Genomic DNA, 23,045 nt, shown 5'->3' on the forward strand with positions numbered 1-23,045 from the left:
TTATTTGAGTAATTCGATGATGTCTTTAATAATTTGTTCAGTTGTGATGCCTTCGGCCTCCCCTTCGAAGCTGAGCAACATACGGTGCCTCATTGCGGGGATCGCAACGGCGTTGATGTCCTCTTTAGCCACGTGATAGCGACCAGAGATAAGGGCGTGAATGCGAGCGGCGAGTAAAATGGATTGGGCCGCACGAGGCGAAACGCCATAGCGGATGTACTGCTTAACTACATTAGGTGATTGGTCTTTCTCAGGGTGAGTCGAAATAGCGAGTTTGATTAGGTAGTTTTTGACGTCGTCGGCAATGGGCACCTGGCAAGCCGTTTTGCCCATTTCGATAATGCGTTCGCCATTGGTGATGGGCTTAATTTCTGGACGTGTTAAACCCGTGGTACGATCGAGGATTGCAGAGAATTCATCGTGGTTGGGCATTTTGACATCGAGCTTAAAGAAAAAGCGGTCCAGCTGAGCTTCAGGAAGGGGGTAGGTGCCATCCATTTCGAGTGGGTTCTGAGTGGCCAAAACGAAGTAGGGTTTATCGAGGATATGAGTTTTGTTGGCAACGGTAACCGTTTTTTCCTGCATAGTTTCGAGTAGTGCCGACTGAGTCTTAGGCGTGGCACGGTTGATCTCGTCTGCCAAAAGGATATTGGTAAATACTGGACCTTTTTGGAATTCAAAAACTTTTTCGCCATCGCGTTCCACAAGAATATTGGTGCCGAGTATATCGGCGGGGAGCAAGTCAGGAGTGAATTGAATGCGTTTTGAGTCGAGGTGAATGGCTTTCGAAATCGTATTAACCAAGGCAGTTTTACCGAGGCCTGGAACACCCTCGAGAAGAACGTGACCCCCAGCAATAATCGAGATGAGGACGTGATTGACCACTTCTTCTTGACCAACAATGAACTTGCCGATCTCTTCTTTGAGGGCAGTAAAAGTACTTCTAAATTCTGTTACCTCTTTCTCAACGGCCTCGTTTTCGTATGTGACTGACATATGCTCTCCTATTCTTTATGAATTTTTTTAAAGTATTCTTTTACACCAGATTTCATGGCTTCAGGAACGTTTTCCTGTTCAATAAATGATTCCATTTGGCGCTTATATTCGATTTGACGATTGGAGCCTTCTCGTGAGCGAGAAACACCAGCGCCGCTACTTGCCTGTTCGATTTGCGTGAGTGAACTTCCCTCGCCCTGCTGACCCTTGAGTTGAGTGTCGTATGCGGCGTCAATTTTCTTCAATTCGGTATTTTTCGATTCCTGACTTCCGGTGCCGACTCCGGCGCCCTGTGCTAAAGATTGGAACTTTGACATGCCGTTGATTTTTGCTTGCGACATGGCTAAGGCTTGTTGCATTTTGTCGAGTTTTGAGAGGAAGAGGTTTTTGGTTTCATTTTCGTTGAGTTTATCACAGAGTTGATAAACGGCATCTTTCATTTCGCCACTGCATTCTTTGGCTTCGCCCATCTTGCATTGCGAAGGGTTTTTGCAGATGTTATTGCAAAGCTTTTTACTGAGTTTGGCCATCTTGCTGATGTCTTGCTTCATTTGGCTATTGTTGGCCTTGAGATTCTCAGCGGCATTTTTCATTTTTTGGCTGAGATTTTTCATTTCATTGGCGAGATCTTGAGCTTCTTGAGAAGCCTGTTTTTGGGAGGCGTCTTTCAGAGCTTCTTGGAGCTTTTTCATTTTGTCTTTGAGTTCTTTCGCGGCATCTTTGTATTGCTTCTGGGCGAGCATTTTCCCCATCTTATTGGTGGCGCGATTTTTCTCGAGCTCACGTGAGATCTCGTCGAGGAGTTTTTTGTCGTGCTTGAGATTCATTTTGTCGCTCATGGAAGAGATTTCTTTTTCGAGCTTTGCATACTGACGTAGGGCATCGACTTTATTCTCGCTGGCCTCAATATTTTTCAGTACTTGCTTGATTTTACTCGACTTAAAGAGTTCTCGTTCTTCCTCGGTCATTTTTTCTTCGAGTTCATCAATTGTTTTTTCGAGTTCCTTTTTATTCTCAGTACTCGTTTTGAGGGTCGCTTGAGCTAAAGCTCGCTGGTTTTTGACTTCATCGGAATCATCAAAGGAGCACAGTACGAGTGTGGCTAAAGTGAATAAGATAGCAAGGCCTAGACTTTTTTTAGGGAGTACAATAGGAATCTGCGCGACTTTTTGTTGCTGACATAAATCTGAGGTTTGCTTGAGTTGTAAGTCGTAAAATTGTTTTTGAGTTTCATCGCTTTCGGGGCGCTGATGAAAATCTAAATGTGAAATGAGTGAGTTTTTGAGCTTAAAAAATGCATCGGCGAATTTTGCCGCATCAGCTTTTGTCGGAGCTTTTGTAAAAATCCCAATTAAGTACCCCAGTACAGCTAGCACGATAGGGTAGAGCAAGAGGCTCGTTTCGACTCGGTGGCCTTGAAGATAAAAAGAACTTGCAATGATTAAACAAATGAGGCTCAAGATTAAGCAAAAAGGGCCGAGCAAAGCGACAAAGCGAGCTTTGAGTAGCCTAGCTTTAACTCGGTCTAAAAAACTGTTGATCTCATTCATAGAATGTCTCCATCACTTAAGCTTGAGCCTTTTTTTCACTTTGTCAATTTCCTTAATCCGTTTCTTGAACATGAGCTTGCATTCTGGGGACTCAAGAACCTTAATTTGTGCCTCTTTTAAATTTTCTTTGCCAATACCATCATCCCATTTAGGAAGAGAGTTCAGCACTTTGTAGAGGTCATATTCGCGGAAGCGTTTGTTATACTTGGGGATCATTTTCGCGATCCAATTAGCAGCTTCCTTGGGAGTGTCGTTAAGGATATGTTTCACAGCTAAGAGTTGAATGAGTGTAGTGAAATGATAGGGGTGATCATTCGACTTGAGCAAGGCATTGGCGATTTCACCTAATTGGCTGAGTCCCTCGGCACCTGAGAACTTCATTTTCCCTGAATTAATCTCATTCACCAGTTGAGTAGAGACTTCTTGTAAGTAGGAGTGCGCCGCATTTTTCAAACTACTATTTTGATTGGCTATATCATTGACTTCCTTAATGACTTCGAGCGCTTTGCCTGAATTGTTATCTTCAAGTAGCTTTTGAACATAAAGCGCATAAGCAATACGGTAATTGTAAACATTTTGCTTAAGAAGATCTTCTAGCTTTTTCGATTCAATGAAGCTCGTCACAATGTCTTTGGCAGCCTTTTTACCTTTGTTATTGCGAATGAGCAGTAGGGCAATGGTATTCTTAAGTTCGGGATCAGAGAATGTGCTTTGACTGAATTCTTCTACGACTTTATCGAGTTTCTTGCCAGCGCTTTGAGTGGTGTTGTAGCGGTAGTTCCCAAAGTCTTTGGAGATCAATTTCGATTGATTATAATAAAGTGATTTGGCGAGAAGTTGAAGTTCTTGTGAGCTAATTTTTGCGATGCCCGCAAGTGCCGTGGCTTCACGTTCTTTACTCGGCAGCAAGTAATTAGCCATGCTATTGAAAACTTTGATTTGTTTCCAGTTAGTTGAGAATAAACTCGCGAACTCATCGTGTTTCCCATTATATAAAAGACTGAAGTAAGTTTCTTTCATTGGAATGAGGTCATTACTCATCACAGCTTCTTTGCCAAGGCGAGTGCGAATGTCATTAAGCAATATGTCGTTTTGCTGACGACGGTTCGAACCTAAGTTCGGCGTTGCTTCTTTTAGTTTGAGCAAGGAATTTAATCTTGTTTTATGTGAGGCATCCAAGTGCATAGATAAGACCAAGAGTTCGTGAAAAGAGTTGTTTAAGACATATTCCTGACTGGTATTATTCTTAAAAAGAGGAGTGATGAAATCAATGAATTGTGGTGTTTGCTTGAAGGCCGAATAGTTGTTGTAATAAGCCTGCAAGCGAGTTTCGATTGAGAGCTCTTTGTTAGAGAAGTAAGTTTGGTAATAATTGATAAACTCTTCGGGGCAATTTTCTGCTTTTGCATCAAGGGCCTGTTTATAAAATAAATTGACCTCTAATTCACTTAACCAATCAGCTTTGTCTTCGATTGAAGACAGGTAGTTGAGATTTTTCTCGCTGTCTTCTTTTTTGAGTGCTCTCAAGAAGTTATTCATTTTACTTGCCGTGAGCATATCACAGTTTTGAATCACTTTGCGTGCCTGGTCAATCGTTGTACCAAAAGCATCAATCTCAGTGTTCTTCTGATTGTTTTTATATTGTTGAGCAATGAGCTGCCAGAGTTTGTAGCCATTATTACTTTTGGCAACGAGAGTGGCAAATTTGGGTGGGTATTTGTTCAAGTCTTCAAAATTTTTAATGTCTTTAGAAACTTGATTTGAGATGTCTTTGACGGCTTGTGTTCGCGCTTTTTCCCTTGGGAAAAGAAGGGTGAATTGTTTTGACGTGGAAGATAAGAAAGCCGTTTTCTTTTTCATGACCTCAGCATTTTGCTCAGCGTCACTGGTATCGTATAGCTTGTGAAAGACATTGAGTGATTTGATGAGGGCGTGACTGCGGAGTTCAGAGAAGTAGGTGTCGGAAAAACTTTTTAGCCACTCACTAGCAGCATCCTCACCTTCAAAGTGATTGGAGAGGATAAAAGTGGTGAAAAATAGGGAGTCGACTCCCCGTGCATCATCGGAGATTTTGCAGAGTTGTTTACCGAGTAAGAGTAGTTTTTTGGCGGTGACTTCGTAGTTCTCGACAAAAGCTTTCTTCTCTAAGGACTGGCCATAAGTTCTAGAAATAGCATCAACTAAATTCTCCGCTTGATAATCATAGTCTTCGTCCATGCTAGCTTTTTTGATTTTACTCGCGACTTCCTTGATTTCCTCTGCAGTCATTTTTGCAAGGCCCGCAAGGAGGAAGGTGGCATAGGTATCGTTTTTATTGTGATCGTCAGAGTAGATGATGGGGAGTGGATCAGAGGAGTCAAAGAGCTCGCCATTAAACTTTTGGATCACTTTTTTGGTGTTGTTATTGTTATTAAAAATCTCAATCAGGTTTTTGCGAATATTTTTGTTTTGTGGATCGAGTTGTTCGAATTCTTTGACGAGAGTCACTTGTTGCTTTTTATCGTCAGCAGCAAAAGCATAATAGACTCGAGCTAAGTAATTGAGTTCTTTATCCTCAATGGAAGCGTAATACTTTTCAAGCTTGTCATCTATTTTGAATTTGCGTAGTTCGCGCCAAAAATTCGTTGGCGAATCCATCGTTGCGAGCTTTTCTTTCGACAGTTGCGCGGCTTCCGCAAATTCATCGTTCAAGATCAGGACCCAAAGAGTTTCAAAGCGACTCTTGAGGCGAAGACTCTCTTTGTTGAGGTAAGTTTTGGTTTTGCTACTTTCGCCTAATTTAAATAGGCAATCGAGTAAGGTGAGCATCGCTTCATTATAGGAATTTTCATAGGACTCAAATGCATCGGGTTGCTGCCTAACTTTATTTTCAGTGAGCGTGACAATAGATTTGGTCGCAGTTTTCCATTTGTCATCTTTGTCTTTGATAATAAAGAGACGTTCTAAGAGGTTCTCGTAGTAATAAGAGTGTTCGGAGTTATTGCTTTTGGCTCCTGCATCACAAAGTTGATAAAAAAGTTCATTGAGTTCGGGGCTTTGAGGCGCACGTCTAAGGTTATCAAAAAAGATTTTGTGAATCGAAACAAAGCGCGTACTTATGTCCACTTTTTCGTTCTTGAGGTAAGTTATATAATGTTGACTAAGTTCAGCGGGTATCTGGCTTTTCTTATCTTTGTTTAGCTTTGCTAGGTAAGAACTGAGTAAAATGAGTTCGACATTATCCTTGTAATGGGGGTCGTTTTTGAGAAATTCTTCGAGTTTAGTAAGCTCGAGGGAGCTTGATTGAGTTAAGCTGTAACCCAATAAGCTCGCATAAGGCAGTTGGATATCTTTAAATAAATCTTTGTTTTTTAATAAGTCTTGAATAGCTAAAAAGTGAGCTTGGTCTTTTGTCTTTTTGTCAGCACGATATTTATCGTAAAGAGATCTCACAGTTTGTGAGTAAAGTTGCTGAAGAGCCTCTTGATGATCGTATTTATTGCGACGATTAAACTTCACAGCAGAGATAATGGAATTTAAAAAGCGTAGCTTAGCAATGCTATAAGAATCGTCGTGACGAATTTCATTGAAGAGTTGCTCGGACATGGAATTCCCACCATAGAACTGTGACCCTTGGCGGAGTTGGTATTTACGCAATTGTTTCAGACTATGAGTCCAAAGGGCTTTCGCCTTCTCGATGTCTTTTTTCACAGTTTCGTTGATCAGTAAGCCCGCATCTTCGGAATAGTTGTAGTAATCCTCGCCCACTTTTCTATTGAGGAATTCGGCAACTTTATCGCCAGAGGAAGATGAAGTGAAGTTCGTTTCGTAATCGCGGAAAGCACCTGTGACGCTCGTTATTTTGTTTTTATAGGGATATTCCTTCATTATATGACCCAGAGAACTCAAGAAACTGACTTGTTGTTCTTTTGGGAGTTCTTTGATCTTGGCTAATTGTTGATCGAGGTAGGCATAGATCTTTTTCGGGTCACTTTGTTCAAGTAAAACAATGAGGTAGTTGACCCCAAAACTTTTAGGATCTTCTTTTTTGAGTTTAGCGAGATAGGCCTTTTGGCGCTTACTATTGTTTCTTGAATTGCTCACAAACTCTTTGAGGATAGAACTCGCTTCTCTTGCTTTTGGCAAAGCAATTGCGTCGAAGTTTGCGGTATCCGCAAAGAGTGGGGTCGCCTTCAGTTCATCATAGAGATCGTCATTTTTACGGAAAATATTGCTTAAGGAATAGGATAAATTAGAATGGCGGAAGAGAAACTCGCTCTGTGATAATTCATATTTATTGAGTGCTTGGATCAAGGCAATTGTATGGCTGAGTTTAGAATTGATGCATTCACCAAAGACCTTTTCCAGTGCGGCGGAGAGGGCGTGGTTCATCGGGTTATGCCTATTATGATCCGTTTGCTTCGGCATCTTTTTAATTTTTTCGGCGAGTGCGCCACTCATTTGATCAAAAAAATCGGCGAGTTCATTTGGCTTGTTTTTGATAAGTGATTGCGTCCAAGTTCCGAGGTAGGTCATTTGATTCCCAAAATTAGCTGAATTATTGAGGTCGCTTTTGAGTTGTTTAATGATGAGGGGAGTAAGTGATGCAGGAATAGCACGGCTTTGGTGAGCTTGGATAAGTACTTTGGAGGCTTGGAACTGACCTGGAGCTTTATTATCTTCTAGGAATTTTTCGGCGCTTGAAATGAAATCTTTGGGCTCGCAGTCGTAAAGGACCTGAGTCTTTTTGATTTTCTCTTTAATCGTAGTGCCGAGGTAATTGAGGCTTTTGATAAAGTCCTTTTCTTCTTCTATTAAAGAATTCGCCATGACATGTTGAATAAAAATGTCTTCTGCAGATTTGGCTTCAATACGCATATTGTTGACGTAAAAAGTCTGAGAATAACTTTGGTGGAATTGATTTTTACTAGAGTTTTTCAGTACTTCTTTGGCCAGCAAGAAGCTATTTTCATCTTTTAATCTGCCTTGGCTAATTAAGTACTCGAGGCGACCAAAAGCATGGTTGGCGACCTTGGGGAATTTGAGTGAAACTTTACATAAGTCGACATAGCATTTTTCTCGTTTCTTGAGAATCTTAATCGCTTTTTCTTTGTTTTTAGATCTGCCCACAGACTGCTTTTTATCAAATAAATGAGGAAGCTGAATCTCATTGCTGTGCATGCTGTTTTCCATTTGGCCCAAGATGTTATTAATCCAGTACTGATCTTGGTTAGGAGAGACTCTGGCCTCTTTTAGAAGCTCGACAATGACTGGGTAAATATCATAAATACTAGGGTTGTTGTACATAGAACTGACAATTGAACCAATAACGGGGCCGATAAAATTAATGTTTTTCCCAGTGGCTTTCACGAAGTAAGTTTTTGCAGCTTCGGGATCTTTGTCCGCAATTAAAAAGGCCAGTCTCAAATTAGCCGCTTTGTTATCTGGATTACTCTGAAGAACAGCTTTGTAGTCGACAATGGCCTTGTCACTTTGCTTGAGCAGCTCATAAGCTAAAGCGCGTTCTAAAACGACTCGCGCAAAACTGTCCGATTCTTTAGGGCTGAGTAGGGCAATGAATTTATCCACAAGCTGCTTTTGCAGTACAGTGCGCATGAGGTTTTTGAGCTGCCAAGAGTTATTATTCCCCATCGAAGACTGGAGGCTGTAGTTAAGCTCGCTCTTGGCCATTTTGCGGAATTCTCTGACGGCAAATTGAAGAGCTTTTTCGTGCTCATTATTTTTGATATAATCGCGAACTTTTTGTGCGGGATCAGTATTGCGACGACCCGAAGAAAAGCCAGAGCTTGAAGTGACAGCATTTGAGCGACTGGTCGCTTTATCAATTTCTTTGTCCAAGCTTTCGGCCAATTTAGTGAAGCCGAGGGTCTCTAATGATGAGGCGAGGTCGCCTTTTTCTTGCAGGCTCAAACGTAGAGCGATGAGGCGCTCGCCTGCTAATTTAGCTTCATTGTTTAATTCCTCGTCTTCGCTGAGCTCAATATAGTAAACGAGTGCACCATTGATGGTTTTTTTCTCGCTTTTTTTCGAGCATAATTTTCGAGCATTTTTTAGGACCGAAACAGTTTCTTTGAATTTTTCATTTAAACCATACCAAGCAGCAATGAAGAGTTGCTTGTCGAGTGATTTATCATTTTTATCGAAGGAGGCGACGATTTCTTCGCTTACTTTTTCGTCTTCACAATAATGAGCGATATAGAGACGGATGATCGTAGATTTAACTTTGGAGATCTCTTTAATTAATAGATCTTTGTCGATGGGGTTTTCGCGATTGTAGTAATTCTGCTCACTAAAAGTCTGTTTGACAAAAGCGGGTATAAGCTTGGAGTTTTCAGGGGGGAAAGCAATAGGTGCCACAACTTTTTTCTGTTGGCGACTTCCATAGCCGTAAAAACCGTAGTTATACATATTGTTGGGGCCTCTGGCCTGACTCTGATGCAATTCATCCTCGTGATTTACAACATCAATGATGGCAGCGTAATCTTTGAGTTTGACCAGAGCGCGCACAATTTGGAGGGGGCCCCAAGTATTTTTATTTGGGTCTTGCTGACGATAGGTGTCGAGCATGAGTGTTTTGAGTTTGGCAACATTTTCTTCTTTGAGATTATCAATGAGCAAGACACTCGCGACGCGGCTACTGTTAAGTTTTTCAAGATCGCGTTCAAGCATAGTTTTGACCGCAAAATCTAAGTACTTCTCATCGAGTTCAACTTTTTTACGGGCTGTATTAACAATCATATTGACAGCGAGGATCTCATTGATGGTTTTAACTTTTTCAAAGTGAGCGTTGAAGTCCTCGAGGGTGCGTACTTGCATGCTAAGCATGTAGGCGTACAAGGCTTCAAAAGTCTTATCCCCTTTATAATCGTCAGCAAACTTACTCCATAATTCGACTTGGTTTTGTTGGCGATTACGCTGGTTAAAAACGTTGAGTTTGAGCGTGGAATACTTAATGCCCATTTCATCGAGCTTTTCAGCGATTTCATTTTGTTCATTTTCTTCAAGCCCTTGGTAAATCGTCGAGAGGTGAGGCATGATAAATTGCTCGACCTCTTCCAATTTTTTTGGCATAGGGAAACCAGCTTGATTGCCAAAAGGAGAAAAGACGTATTGTCTTCGGTTATTGCGTCTGTAGGAGTAGGTGTTATGTACGGAGTTGCTGTTTTTGACGAGGTCAATCGCTTCTTGGGGAAGGTACTCTGCCATTTCTTTGTAGTAGGCATGAGAACTATAGCCGTAAGGATTGGTGTTTGTCTGAGCTGGTTTTTTGGGTGTTGAAACTTCTTTGGAGGCTTTGAGTACATTTAAGAACGCAAGCGCCGTATCGACGGTTAAATCCTGTTCTTCCAAAGCAATTGCGTAGAGAAAAGAAATTCTGTAGTCATCGGGGTGCTGCAATAAATAAGGTCTGATGAATTCAACAGTTTTTTCAGAGCGACTTTTAATGAGTGAGATACTAGTGCTCACAACGTCCTCCACAGGCATGTTTTTGCCACCCGCATTCTCAATAATTTGTTCAAAGGCCAATTCTTCTTCACCATTGCGCATGTAGAATTGTACCAAGAGAGAATCTTGTTTATTAGTTTTATCTAAACTGATGATTTTTTTGATGGTTTCTAGGGCGCGGTCATACTGACCTTCTTCCTCTTCAATTCGCGCGATTTCTCGGAGTAAGCCAATATCATTGGGTTTTATTTCAGTGGCTTTCAATAAAAATTTTCTGCGGTCTTCGTAATAACCAGAGGATCGATGCAGCTCGGCTAGGGCGAGTGGAGGGAAAATACTTTGAGGGTTATTTTCTAGGCGACCTTGGAGCTTTTGTGTGAGTTCTCCCATGGAATCATCATTTTGTGAAAGCTGAATGATTGAGCGTACGAGGCCGAGCTTTTCGGCGAGATCTTCCGTTTTATTCACCATGCGCCAGTACACACTTTTGGCTTCTTTCGTTTTGCCAGAAGTACTTAAGTCTTGAGCAAGCAAACGCGGCATAGTCTTGTTTTCGGGGAATTTGAACATGGCCTTTTTCAAGACTTCGCTAGATTTATCGTAATCCATTTTGTTGCGATAAATCGATGCTTCCTGGATATAAGGAGAGGTGGAGCTAGCTGATGTTTTTTTCCAAACCGCAATCCACTTTAAGGCATCCTCAGTTTTTTCCGCTTTTAGTGAAAGGATGACGAGGTCTTTGATGCGGGTTGCTTTGTGTTTGGGCGAGAGCTGAGTGATGGCGGTGAGAGTGGCAATGGCCGCATCCCATTCTCGGTGTTTTTTACTTAAGTTCAGTTTTTGCTCGAGAAACAATTCATTTTGTGGGTTTTGCTGAAGTTTTGTCTCGATGATTTCAAATGCCGTGTCGACTTCATCTGATTGATCGTAAATAGCAGAGAGTAAAATTGTTTCTTTGTCAGATAGATCAGCTTTTTCTTCTAGGTTTTCGAGGACTTGTGCAAGTTTTTTCGCTTTTTTAGCCGCAAAAATGATGTTACTACAGGCTTTGCTAATATCAGCAATGCTGTCAGCCGAATCGAGCATGAGTTGTGCGGCTTGATCGGCAACTTTAGTGTCTTTCAGTGAGTTAGCGGAAGCCAAAAGGATTTCGTTGTACTTGTAATTATTTTTGAACTTCTCGTGTTGAGCCTTTAGGATAGAGAAAGCCGTTTCGTTTTCTTTGAGTGTGTTGAGCGTGCTAATCAAACGTTGAATCTCACCAATTTGCTCTGTCTTGCCTAAGTTGACGTATTCGTTGAGCGCAGCTTCTTTTTCGTCCAATTCATAAAGGTTCAAAGCATTGAGCATGCGTCCTTCGCGACTCTCGGGATATTTTGCGATGAGCGCAAGGTAAGCTTTTTTGGCTTCGTCTTTGAGCTCGAAGTTGCGCAGTAGGTTGGCAGCGCGCATAAATGAATACTCGGATTCTTTGTCCTTTTTAATATAAGTAAAGAGTGAGGCCGAGCATTGCTGTTTGTTTTTGAGCTCATGGTAGAGTTTGGCTTGGGAAATATAAAGTTCTTGATCGTCGGGGTATTGTTTAATCAAAGCTTGGACGAGTTCTAGCGCTTCTTTGAATTTTTTCGATCGACTCAGCTGCTGGGCGTAAACTTCTTTGTTTTCTTTGCTCATGGGAGTCAGCTTAACGATTTGCTGATAAGCTTTCAGTGACTTTTCTTTGTCGTCGAGTTCGAAAAGCAGGGTGGCTTGGCGTTTGAGTATTTCTATATTGTTCGTCTTATCTTTGACCACCTGAGCGTAGTACTCTGCTAAACCATGTAAATTGTCCTCTGAACGAAAGACCTGTTCGATTTGAGAAAGAATTTCTTTTTCGAGCCAAGATCCCGTGCCGACTTTATCGAGAGTCTCGGAATATTTTTTTAGAGCTTCACTTTTGTTGCCTTGGGTACGATATATATCACCTAAGCGTAGGGTGAGGGTGACTTGTTTATGCTTGTCTTTTGTCTGTGTTAAGAGCTTTTTAATCTGTTTGCGAGCTTCGGCAAAAAGCCCTTCATCAATCATTAGCTCAATAATTTCTTCGAGTAGATCTTCGTCACCGCTCTTTTCAGCCATGTCGAGCCAGACTTTTTGGCCGAGCTCCTTTTTTTCATCGCGGATATAAATTTTGCCTAGAAGCTTGTTGATTTGAATCGTGAACTTTTCTTTGCTCGATAATTCGCTAGCAGCCTTGAGATCGGCAATGGCCTTTTCGAATTCTAGAGTTCCTACCTGAAGCTTAGCGCGGCGGAAAAGTAGTGAAGCGGAATTCTGTGTGGCGATGATTTCATTATAGATATCTAAAGCGTCGCCATTGCTTCCTTCTGCTTCTAGGTAATAGGCCTTGATCTGTTTGTAGATGGGTTCTTTTGTTTCTTCAAACTTTTGATCTAAGAATTTTTCGAGGTCAGCTCCTGTGGCGTTCTCGAGCCATGAACTATAGAATTTATCAAAGAGGTAATCCGAACTTGGACGTTTGATGAGTATTGATAAGTATTTATCTGTTTTAGATGAAATCTCCGCCTGAGTCGTTGAACTAATGACTAAGGCGATAAATAAAGCGTAAAATTTTGATCTGATATCCATAAAAAGAACTCCCATTGTGTTATAATCTCCCGAACACGCTGATTTAATCTTATCGTGATTTGCAAAGTTTTACCAGTGACACTTTGTGATAAAGCGATGAAGCAATGATGAAAAAATTGCGATTTCAATCAAATATTTGATCTCTATCCGTAAAGAGGGAAGCCTTAGTAGGCTTTGTCGCTAAGAAAGCCATTAAACTGATTAATTCACGTAAAATTCTTCTACTCTTCACGCGTAAAGTTGTTTTTTGTTCTTTTTACTCAGTAGCTTTTAAGAACTTAGAAAGAAAAAAGAAACTTTTTTCAGTTTTTTTTGAAAAGCTTGTAATAAAGCAGGCACTTCTACGTCTTAGCTTTAGATCAACAGGATAAATGATGAGTAAAAATTAATATGGTGCAAGCCGAAGAAATAGAAGCTTTAATGGCGCAGTTGGAACGTCCCCTCGTTGCCTATGGCTTTTCACTCTGCAGTGATTTAGAGCAGGCGCGTGATGCAGCACAAAATGCCTTTATAAAGTACTTGCGTTTCTGTACCGATAAGGACGAGAAAATCGAGAAGCCAAAAGCCTGGTTATTTCGCGTCGTTTACAATCAAATCATGGATGAACTTCGTAAAGAGAAACTCAAACGAAAATATGAAAGCGAAGTCAAACATCAGCAAGAAGTTCACGATGTGCACACGCCCTCACGGGAATTAGAGATGAAGACAATGAAAGCCAATTTGAAAGAAGAAGTTGATAAGTTGAATGAATTAGAACAGCGAGTTTTTCAACTGCGTGTGTATCGCGAATATAGCTACCAATTAATTGCCGAGGAAATGGATATAAAAGTCAGTCACGTGGGAGTGATCTTACATAGGACCTTGAGGAAAATTTCGGGTCAACTTAAATCGGAAATGAGCGAGGTGCTCAAATGAATAATAATATCAAAAATTGTGAAGAAATTTCAAAGCTCTTGCCAGCACTCTGTTTTGATGAGTTGAAGCAAGATTTTGCCGATGAAATTCACCATCACCTAGCCGACTGTGAATCATGTATGGATGAATACTTGGCACTTTCTATGGCACTCCAAAAATCAAAAGCCGCGGTCACAGAAGAAGATCTCTGCCTAGGCGATAATCAGCGTAGCGAAATTCGCAAATTGGCTTGGGCGGCCGAGTTAAAATTGGAGAACCCCAAAATTGCGGAAAGCGCAAAAGAAGAAACGGACCTTGGTAGATTGGCAAGTCAAGGTAAACAAACTCGGAGGTTCCCTTGGGCAGCCCTAGCAGCTTTACTTGTCGTTGGTTTTATTTTAAGTGCCATGATTTTGCCTTCACTAGGAACAGCACGAGATAAAGCAGTTGCAAAAAGTCGCTATAATGATTACAAGCAGCAACTGCTAGAAGTAGAAATGGAGAAAATGGAGCTGGAAGAACGTGTTGCGGAATTAAGTGCGGATAGATATTCGAATGTATCAAGTATGCAAGCTGACATGGACGCTACAAAAGGTGGCCAATTACCGCCACCGCCACCGCCACCGCCACCGCCACCCGTAGAGGCTGGTTTTGAGGTCTATGATTCGGCGGTAGCAAGTGAAAAAGTAGATAGTTCATCAATGGATGTTCGACCTTCTTCTGCGCCAATGCAGTCTTCAAAAATGTATTCTGCGCGATCCGCAAAAAAACCGGCATTAAAGAAATATGGTGGCTCTAAAATGGCGAAAGCTAAGAAAAGTGGTGATGAAGACGTGGATATCTTTAGCGATGATAGCAAAGGCCAATCAGCTCAGTTGCGAGCTATGAAAGAAAAACTCGAAGAATACCAAGTTAAGGCCGAAGAATTAGAGCTTAACCTCGATGAAGCCAATGGGGAAATTAATGAACTGAAAAATACCGTTGGCAAAAAAGATACTGAAATCGCTCGAATAGAGCGTCAAGTCGAGTTATTGGTGCCAGATGAGGATGCCGTCGGAGATGTCTCTGGTTTCGCGGACGATGGTTTTGCTGATGGCGGCTTTGACGACAGTTTTGGTGATGAAGAGATTCACGTTAGCGGTGGTATTAGCATTAAGAAAAAGACTTACGCAATACCTAAGTCAACGTATGAACCCTCACAAGCGCTCGGTTTTTCATCGCAAGAAAAAGAAGATGACTACGATCAGAGAATTGTGATAGATGCCCTCGAACTCAAGGATGAGAGTCTTGATTCAGCGGTTAGTAAAATCAAAGAATTGTCAAAGCTCAATGATCCCACGGGTGAGGGCCTAAATATTATCTTACGAGTGGATGGTAACTCCGTACCAGCAACTGCACCCTTTGACGAAGAAGATGCTTTTGGCGAAGAAGATGCTTTTGGAGATGAAGCCCTCATAGAAGAATCAGAAGAACAAGAGGCAGGCGTTAGCTTAAAACTTAACGATGTCCCAGCACAGAAAGCCATTGAATTATTAGCAGAACAGCAAGGACTTAAACTCAAAAGAACAGAACACGCCTATATTCTAGCGGATAAAAGCATTCCTTTAGATACAATGGAAGTGAGGTTTCTTGATGTCTCGATAGAGGTACATGAAGAGGTGGCTCAAAATGGAGGGGATTATCGCAAGTACCTAGAAAGTCAGGGCTTTCAGTTTGACGCTGGATCTGAGGTAGACTTTGTAGAATCGGTCAATCGTTTAGTCATTAAAAACACACCCGAACAAAATAGTAAGATAGCCTCACACTTGGAGCAAGTTAATGAACGAGCTCAAGAAAAGAAAAAAGAATCTCAAAAAGCTAGAGAACGACTCAAGCAACTAAAAAGCCAGCAATCAAATCTCCCATCAGTTGCCTTGCCTTCGCCCTTGTTCTTTGAAGGGATGATTGATGCCAAAGAGACCAATTTGAGCACTTTTGCAATTGATGTGGATACGGCGAGTTATACGGCAGCAAGATCTGAAATTCGCGCAGGTCGCAAAGTAGAAGCGAGCCATGTACGAATTGAAGAATTTATTAATAATTTTGATTATCATTATAGCGTGCCCAAGAAAGAAGCATTTAAGATCGATAGTGAATTGAGTGATCACAAAGTTTACGCAGGTGTTAAGTTGCTGAGAGTGGGTGTTCAGGGACAACGTTTGGGGGCTGATTCACAGAAACCAGGCTCATACACATTTGTGATTGATAATAGTGGTTCCATGGCCGCCGAAAATCGCTTGCCACTGATTCAAAAGACTTTGCCCAATATGTTTAAGGCAATGAATCAGGATGATGAAGTGACAATTTTGAGCTGTGAGGGCGGGGTGACAAACCTGGCGAATCGGATCACCGCTAGCAATCATTCTCAACTTGAAACGGCGGTGAAAAATATTGAAGCGGGAACCGTGGCCAACTTAAGTGTAGGCATTGAAGAGGCCTATAAGTTAGCGGCACAAAATTTCCGCAGTGGCGCAGTGAATCGGGTCATCTTGTTATCAGATGGGATCGCAAGTTTGGGCGAGAAAGAAGCTCAAGAAGTTCTCAAAACCGTGAGTCAGTATCGCAAGCAAGGCATTGGCAATACAGTGATCGGCGTTGGTTCTGAAGATTATGATGATAGCTTTTTGGAGACCCTAGCCAACAAGGGCGATGGCGTTTATTACTTTGGCGATAGTAAAGAACAAATGAACGATATCCTGGTGAATAATTTTGAGGCTTCCTTCAAGACAATTGCGAGGGATGTAAAAATCCAACTGGAATTTAATCCACAGGCTGTGCGGTCCTATCGCTTACTAGGTTATGAAAAACGTCGCTTAGCGAATAAAGACTTCCGCAATGATAAAGTGGATGCGGGTGAAATTGGTGCGGGTCAAAGTGTAACGGCACTCTATGAACTAGTGGTCAATGAAAATACCCAAGAGGCTAAGTTAGGTGCGGTAAACTTACGCTATAAAAACTTAGAAAACGAGTTGGTCACCGAGATCAATAAAGAGATTAAAGCTCAGCAAAATGTGAGCTTCCCCGAAAGCCAAAGCTCGATGCGTTTAGCTTGGTGTGCGGCCACTTTTGCACGCCTTTTGAAAAATAATGGCAAGGGTGAATTGCGTTTTGATCAACTGGCGGCCGAAGTGGATAAAATTCTTCTAGAGCGCCCCCAAGATCAAAAGATTCAAGAATTTAAAGACCTCATCATTCGCTGTCAGTCTTTGTACTAATATCAAATTTTTAATAAAAGGAGTCAAGAGATGAAAAGGTTAATTTTTTTATTGATCAGTTTATGTTTCTGTTTAAATGTCCATGCCTATTGGCCTTGGAGTCAGGATGAAAAAATCACTAATAAACTGACGGTGCAGAAGCTCGATTTTCGCATTGAAGAACAACAATTCCACATAGAGGCGGAATACCTCATTAGCGGAATGAAAGGTCATCGTTTTGACTTGGGCGGCGGCATGTCGATTCAAAGCTTTAGCTATCATAAAGACCTTGAAATGACGCGCGAGAAAAACCGCTATTACCTGCAATTAAAAGCTAATGTTAAGCCGCTGAAATACACAGTTCAATATCAGGGATCAGTAGAGAAGCATGGGATAAACTACAAGACTCAAAGAATGAGTCTACCCATGCAAGCCTTGCGCCCTTTTACCTTAGCCTATTCAACAGATTTAAAGAAAATGACCTTTAATGGTGTCGATATTAAAGCAGATCTAGGAGAAAATAATCAAAATATTTTCTCTGGTAACTTGCCTTTACAGCAGGGTTTTTCCTTCTCTTGGGAACAAGTGGAAGCACAGAAAGTTGAGAGCAAAGCTTTGGATGTGGTCAAAATCAAATCACAAATTCTTGTGGTTTCGGGAGCTTTGCAGTTAGATGCGCTTTATCAATGGTCGGTGATTAAGGGAGCACGTAAAGAGCTGGTTTTTGAAGTTCCCAATAGCTTTGTCCTGACAAATGTCGTGGCCGAAGGCTTTGAGGTCAAAGAAGAAGTCAAGGGAGGGGTGAAACTCTTGGTCTTGCAGAGCCCTAAAGAACACAGAAAAATCAATGTTCGTCTCAAGGGGGAAATCAGTGTAGAGAAAGTTCCTTCTGAGCACCATTTACTTTTGCCCATTCCGCAAAATGTCCTTAAGAGTTCGGGTGACTTATACATGCGGTCAATGATTCCCGTTAAAGTGATCACCACCAGTACCGAGGGCTTAATTCGCGTGGAGAATAAAACAAATAAGGGCGCGCAACTTTATACTTTCCCAAGTTTGCCCATTAAGCTGGGTTTAAAACTAAAAGCGATTACTCCAGTCGTCGATGTGAGTTCAAATCACGACTTATTTGTTCAAGAAAATGACGTGCGCCACTTGTCGAGTTTTAAACTGGATGTTCGTGAAGCGCCATTGAATGAATTGAGTTTTCGCTTGCAGGGAGATTTCATTCCTGTTTCCGTTAAAGGGGTCAGCTCTTATGAAATCGAGCAAGTTGACGGGCATAGAGTCTTGCGAGTGCGTTTACCTGAGGTGCGCGGCAGTCATAATATTACGATTGAGCAAGAACGTGCTGTTAAGGCGTGGAGCGAAGATTTAGAATATCCGAGTGTGACTTGCCTAGATGTGCGTTCGCAACGCGGTTTATTAAATGTGGGGGCGATTGAAGGTTTTGCGGTGGAACTCAAAGAAGTCAAGGGACTCTTAGAATTGCCCAAAGAGGCCGTTGCCCAACGCGTTAAAAATCAACAATCCACTTGGCGTTTTAGAGAGTTTGGCTGGGGAACAAATTTCAGTGTTAAAAAATTAAAGCCTCGCATAAAAGCGGAAGCCTTGCACATGTATTCCTTAGGGGAAAGTGCAGTTTATGTGAGTTCATTATTCACCATGAAAATTTCGGCAGCACCCACAAATAGCCTCTTACTGGCCATCCCCAAAGAAATTAAAAACCCTGAGATTGAAGGTGATCACCGACCACAGCTCAAAAAAATGAGTGAGGGAACTTATGAAGTGTTTTTAAACAAAAGAATTTCGGGGAATTACAACCTCTTACTCAGCTACGACTTGCCCAGTAATTTTAAGGATGCGGAATTAACTTGTGGGGGAGTGAGTCTTCTGAATGCGGAAAGTGAGAGCGGCTACATCACCTTAAGTGGCTCCAATACGATTAGAAGTCAAAGTTTCAGCTCAGAGGACGCAGTTTTTCAGATTGAAGAAAAGCTTTTGCCTGAGGCATATCAATTATTGCATTCAAATCCACTCATCGACGTCTTTCGCTACACGGCTTCTCCGCATCGCATTAAGGTGAAACTGAATGTATTAGATGACGTGGATTTATTAGGCAATGTGATAGCGAGTTCCGTGCTAAAAAGTACTTTGCTTGAAGATGGTTCAGCGAGCCATAAAGCGACGTTTATGGTGGGGAATCGCAATAAACAATTTTTGACGCTGATGATGAAAGAGGGCAGCTTCTTGGGGCGCTGTCTTGTGGAAGGTGAGGTCGTTCAAGTTATTGCAGATGGCGAGAAATTATTGATTCCCTTAAAGCGCAATACAGATCCCAATAAGCTTTTGAAAGTTGAGTTGACTTGGACAAGCAAACAAAAGGCCTTGGACTTGGCAGAAGATCTCAATTTAAGTGCTCCGCAAGTGGATGCAGTTACGCTTCACTCTGAGTGGGAGCTGAACTTGCCCAAAGATTATATTCTCAGCAATATTGAAAGTAATATTCTACCTCAAGGGCATTATGAACGAGGCGGCAAATCCAGCTGGCTTGATTCTCTCAAGGGCGTGATGAAAAGACTTCACCTCCCAAGTTTATTCATTGTGATGATCGCTTGTTTTTGTTTAAGTTTCTTCCCAGTCTTTAAAGGTAAAGCGGGCATGATTCGAGTCATTATTATTTTACTTGCGGGAGTTTTTACTTGTGTCTATATGTCCACTATACGTATCGAAGTTCATCATGGGGTTCAGTTGCCACAGGAAGTGTATACTTTTAGGAGTATGTCTCTCAAAGAGTTAGCTCAGCCCTACATAAAAGCTCAAGTTGAAACTTTGAGTCAAGTGAGTTCTGGCGGAGCGCAAATCAATCATTACTTAATGTTGTTAGTGGCAGGAGTATTAGCCCTAGCTGCCTTTATTAAAAGACAGGCACTTTTATTGGGAGTGGCGTTTGTGATTGTCAGTTACACGGTGCAAACTTGGTCTTATGGCGAGTTAGTTTATTTAAGTTTCTTGCCCTTATTGATTGGTGCGAGCCTTGCCTTGTTTTCTGGACGTCACCTCAAAGCTTTGTTCACCAAGTCAGCTGCCTCCCTGTTGCTGATCAGTCTTTGCTTGAGTCCCATCTCTGATGCTGAAGCAAAAGAGTTGAAGGTGAAGCCAATCAAATGTTTGCCGATTCCTCTTCCCAAAGCCTTCTCAGAAGCAGATGTGAACTTGAGTATAGATAAGTCTTCTTACCACAGTATAAATGTTGAAGTAGAGGCTTTTTTAAGTGGCGTCAAAGGGGATGTGTTTCACTTAATTCCCGAGAGGATAAAATCTAAGCAGGGTTTTAAATGGGCGCCTATTATGAGTGATTTGATTTTTGATGAAAAGTTGGCGAAAAGTCGTCTGCATCCATCAGGAGCCTTGAGTTTAACTCTCAATGAAAAAGTGAGTCGGATGAAGCTCAAATATAGCTATGTGATTCAGGCGGTGGCTTACAGTAAAGAGAACCAAGCCAAGTTAAAAAATGAAGAGGCTTATTTCAGCGAAAAATTGAAGTTTGATTGGAACTTTTTGCCTAATTCAGTGGTGAAGCGCGTCAAGTTATCTTTACCAGGGCAAGCTTGGCAAGCCCTTAGTAAAGAAATGCTTCTCCGCAAGGAATTAGCTGCATCCTGTGAGTTTAGCTTTGTGGGGGTAATGCCTAAAGAATTTGTTCGAGAAACTCTCGACGCGAATTTGACCCAGCCAGATTTTTACGCAGAGCAAGAAGTGAAACTGATCGCCTCAGAGGGAGTCTTGAGTTTAGAGCAGAACTACCGTTTACGCTTAATGAATGGGATTTTACCTTCAGTGAACTTAGTCATGCCAGAGCACTGGCAGTTAGAGTCAGTGGAAAGTCTAGATTCTAAAAAGAAAGTATTATGGGATTACGATGCGAAGAAACGAGATTTAAAACTGATTTTCCCCAATAGTGAGAACGAGAAAAATATCTCCTTCAAAATCACTAGCCGACGAACTAATTTGCGACTTCCGCAAAAAGTTCAGGTTCATTTAGCTCATTTAGAAGGGGCGCGATCGGTTCGGGGTCGCATGATTGTTGCATCTAAGTTGGGCATGGCCATGCGAGTGGAAGATCCAAAAAACTGTCGAAAATTATCAGGACGTCCTCAAATTGATTTTGCGACTGAACCCGAATCCGATTTGTCTGCCTGGCAATTTAGTTCAGAAAAACCAAGCTTAAGCCTATCGCTTTCGAAAGTGAATGCGGAGTATAGTCTTTATGGAGATCACCAGTTTCATTTATCGTCCAATCGCCTCAGTTTAAATTCGAACTTACAAGTTAATGTCAAGAAGAGTGGAGTGTTTAAACTCCAGTTGCGAGTTCCGCAAGATTACGAAGTAGAGAATGTGCAATGCGAAAGTCTCTCCTACTGGGATGTGGAAGAAGATGGAACAGATAAGCTATTGAGCTTGTTTTTAAATGCCAAACTCCTCGGTCAATTAAAGGTGCAGTTATCTTTAGTCAAAATCGTACCAGAGATCCCTCTAAAACCTCGAGTTCCTCAAATTAGCCTCATGGGTGGTGGACGCCAAACGGGTTCTCTGCGAGTGACGGTTGAGAAAGGTTTTAAGCTAGAACTTTTAGAGAGTCAAAATACCTCAACTCCCAAGCAACTCGATGATGGCAGTCAAAATTTACGACTCTTGACTTCAGACTGGGAAGTGACTTTCTTGAAAAAGAGTTTAGAAGCGAGCCGTCAATGTGAATATATGCAGACGATGCGCCTCGAAGATAATTTAGTGAAAGGCATGATGAAAATGGATGTGCACATCGAAAATTCTCCTGTGAAAACTTTGAAGTTTATCAGTGCTCAAGCTTTAGATAACTTAGATATTCGCGGCAAAAATATTGCGCGCTTAAGAACAATTGATAAGAAGAATTGGGAACTGGATTTGCTGAGCCCGCAAATTGGTAAGTTAAGCTTCGAAATTAACTGGCAAAAGGAATTGCGTGATAAGTCGATGGAAATCAGCCCCCTCAAACTTGTGGGAGCCTCACGACAAATGGGACATCTAATTTTTTATGCGGCGTCAAATATTTCTTTGAAATATGAAAATCAGCAGGGCATAAAGAAAATTGATTTCCGTGAAATCGATAGCTTGAGAAGTCCCAAAGATATTGCCAATTCAAAAGCCTGCTTTAAGAGCTTAAGTTCCGAGAGTCGCATGAAAGTGAAGCTAGAGGTGAAGTCCTTAGCTCAGAGTTTACCAGCAGAAATTAAATCTGTACAGATCAACACTCAAGTGGGGATAGATGCGTCACAAATATCTTCCTTGAAAGTGGTTCTGGATCCTGGAACAAAACCCTACCTCAAACTCGTTCTACCTAAAAAATCACGCTTGGTCAATGTGAATATTGATCAGGAAACTGTACGCCCAATGCAAGGTGCAGATCATGTGCTGATTCCGCTTAAATCGAGACCTAAGAGTGCAAAAGTAAGAGATGTGACAATTGATATTCTTTACATCAATGAAAATCAAAGTTCAAATAAGCTTGTGGGGCCTGCTTTTGACCTGCCTCTGAATCAAGTGCGCTGGAATCTATTTATGCCTGAGAATCATAAGTATGATAAGTTTACGGGCAATATGAAATACCTCGAGTCCTACGCCATTGCCAACTTAGTGAGTGCTCAAGATCTTGAAGATCAATATTTTGTCAGCAAGCAAGGGCAAGCGTATAATAAGAAGAGTATTGACGAGGGGCTGAAACTCAGTAAACAGGGTCGAAATGTGGAAGCCCGAATCCAGTTGGAGCAGGTGGTTGAGGAAAGTTTAGATGACAAAGGCAAGCAAGAAGATGCCAAGATGCAATTAAATCGACTTTGGCGAACTCAGGCACAAATGGCGATTAATAACCGTCGTGAAAACTTGTTGCTCGCGGGCAAAGACTTGCAGTTTAATAAAAATTACTCAGTAAGTGATGTGAGGGAATTAGAGCAGAGCTTAAAAGAGAATGATTCTTCGGCTTTGGGAAGTATTGGTGAAAAAATCTTCTCACGCCAAAAGGCAGCTCGTAAACGAGTGCAAGCACTAGCCGTGAATCTACCTAAGCACGGGAAACACTTAGAATTTCATCGAGAAATGCTCATTGATCGAGAAGAACCCTTGATTGTGGAGTTCCAAACTTCCGAGAAAACAAAAAGCATCAAAAGCTCCAACACCAGTTCAAGTGGCTTACTCTTATTTTTGAGCTTCTTGACCGGTTTAGGAATGCTAGTGAAATTGGGTGGTAAAGGGAAGTGATACG

General features: G+C 41.6%; 6 protein-coding genes. 3 read left to right on the forward strand and 3 right to left on the reverse strand.

Going from position 1 to position 23,045, the window contains the following annotated elements; translation table 11 throughout:
• The 3 genes from LNTAR_RS10845 to LNTAR_RS10855 are packed head-to-tail and all read right to left on the reverse strand — an operon-like array spanning window position 1 to window position 12,620.
• On the reverse strand, window positions 1–996 hold the full coding sequence (locus tag LNTAR_RS10845; RefSeq protein WP_007278743.1) for an AAA family ATPase: 996 nt from the start codon (window positions 994–996) through the stop codon (window positions 1–3).
• An 8-nt stretch (window positions 997–1,004) separates the two neighbouring features.
• Window positions 1,005–2,546: a hypothetical protein gene (locus LNTAR_RS10850; RefSeq protein WP_007278744.1), complete on the reverse strand. Its 1,542-nt coding sequence runs from the start codon at window positions 2,544–2,546 to the stop codon at window positions 1,005–1,007.
• A gap of 12 nt (window positions 2,547–2,558) precedes the next feature.
• On the reverse strand, window positions 2,559–12,620 hold the full coding sequence (locus tag LNTAR_RS10855; RefSeq protein WP_007278745.1) for a tetratricopeptide repeat protein: 10,062 nt from the start codon (window positions 12,618–12,620) through the stop codon (window positions 2,559–2,561).
• Between the two features lie 390 nt (window positions 12,621–13,010).
• Between LNTAR_RS10855 and LNTAR_RS10860 the strand changes: the two genes are divergently transcribed.
• Genes LNTAR_RS10860 through LNTAR_RS10870 form a run of 3 tightly spaced genes read left to right on the forward strand, consistent with a single transcriptional unit; the run spans window position 13,011 to window position 23,041 of the window.
• Window positions 13,011–13,535: an RNA polymerase sigma factor gene (locus LNTAR_RS10860; protein ID WP_007278746.1), complete on the forward strand. Its 525-nt coding sequence runs from the start codon at window positions 13,011–13,013 to the stop codon at window positions 13,533–13,535.
• Window positions 13,532–16,768: a YfbK domain-containing protein gene (locus LNTAR_RS25575; protein ID WP_007278747.1), complete on the forward strand. Its 3,237-nt coding sequence runs from the start codon at window positions 13,532–13,534 to the stop codon at window positions 16,766–16,768. The genes LNTAR_RS10860 and LNTAR_RS25575 overlap by 4 nt, the downstream gene beginning before the upstream one ends.
• A gap of 30 nt (window positions 16,769–16,798) precedes the next feature.
• A complete protein-coding gene (locus LNTAR_RS10870) occupies window positions 16,799–23,041 on the forward strand; it encodes a hypothetical protein (RefSeq protein ID WP_007278748.1) in 6,243 nt (2,080 codons plus the stop codon).
• The last annotated feature ends 4 nt before the right edge of the window (window positions 23,042–23,045 follow it).

It is taken from the genome of Lentisphaera araneosa HTCC2155 (assembly GCF_000170755.1).
GTDB classification, from domain to species: Bacteria; Verrucomicrobiota; Lentisphaeria; order Lentisphaerales; family Lentisphaeraceae; genus Lentisphaera; species Lentisphaera araneosa.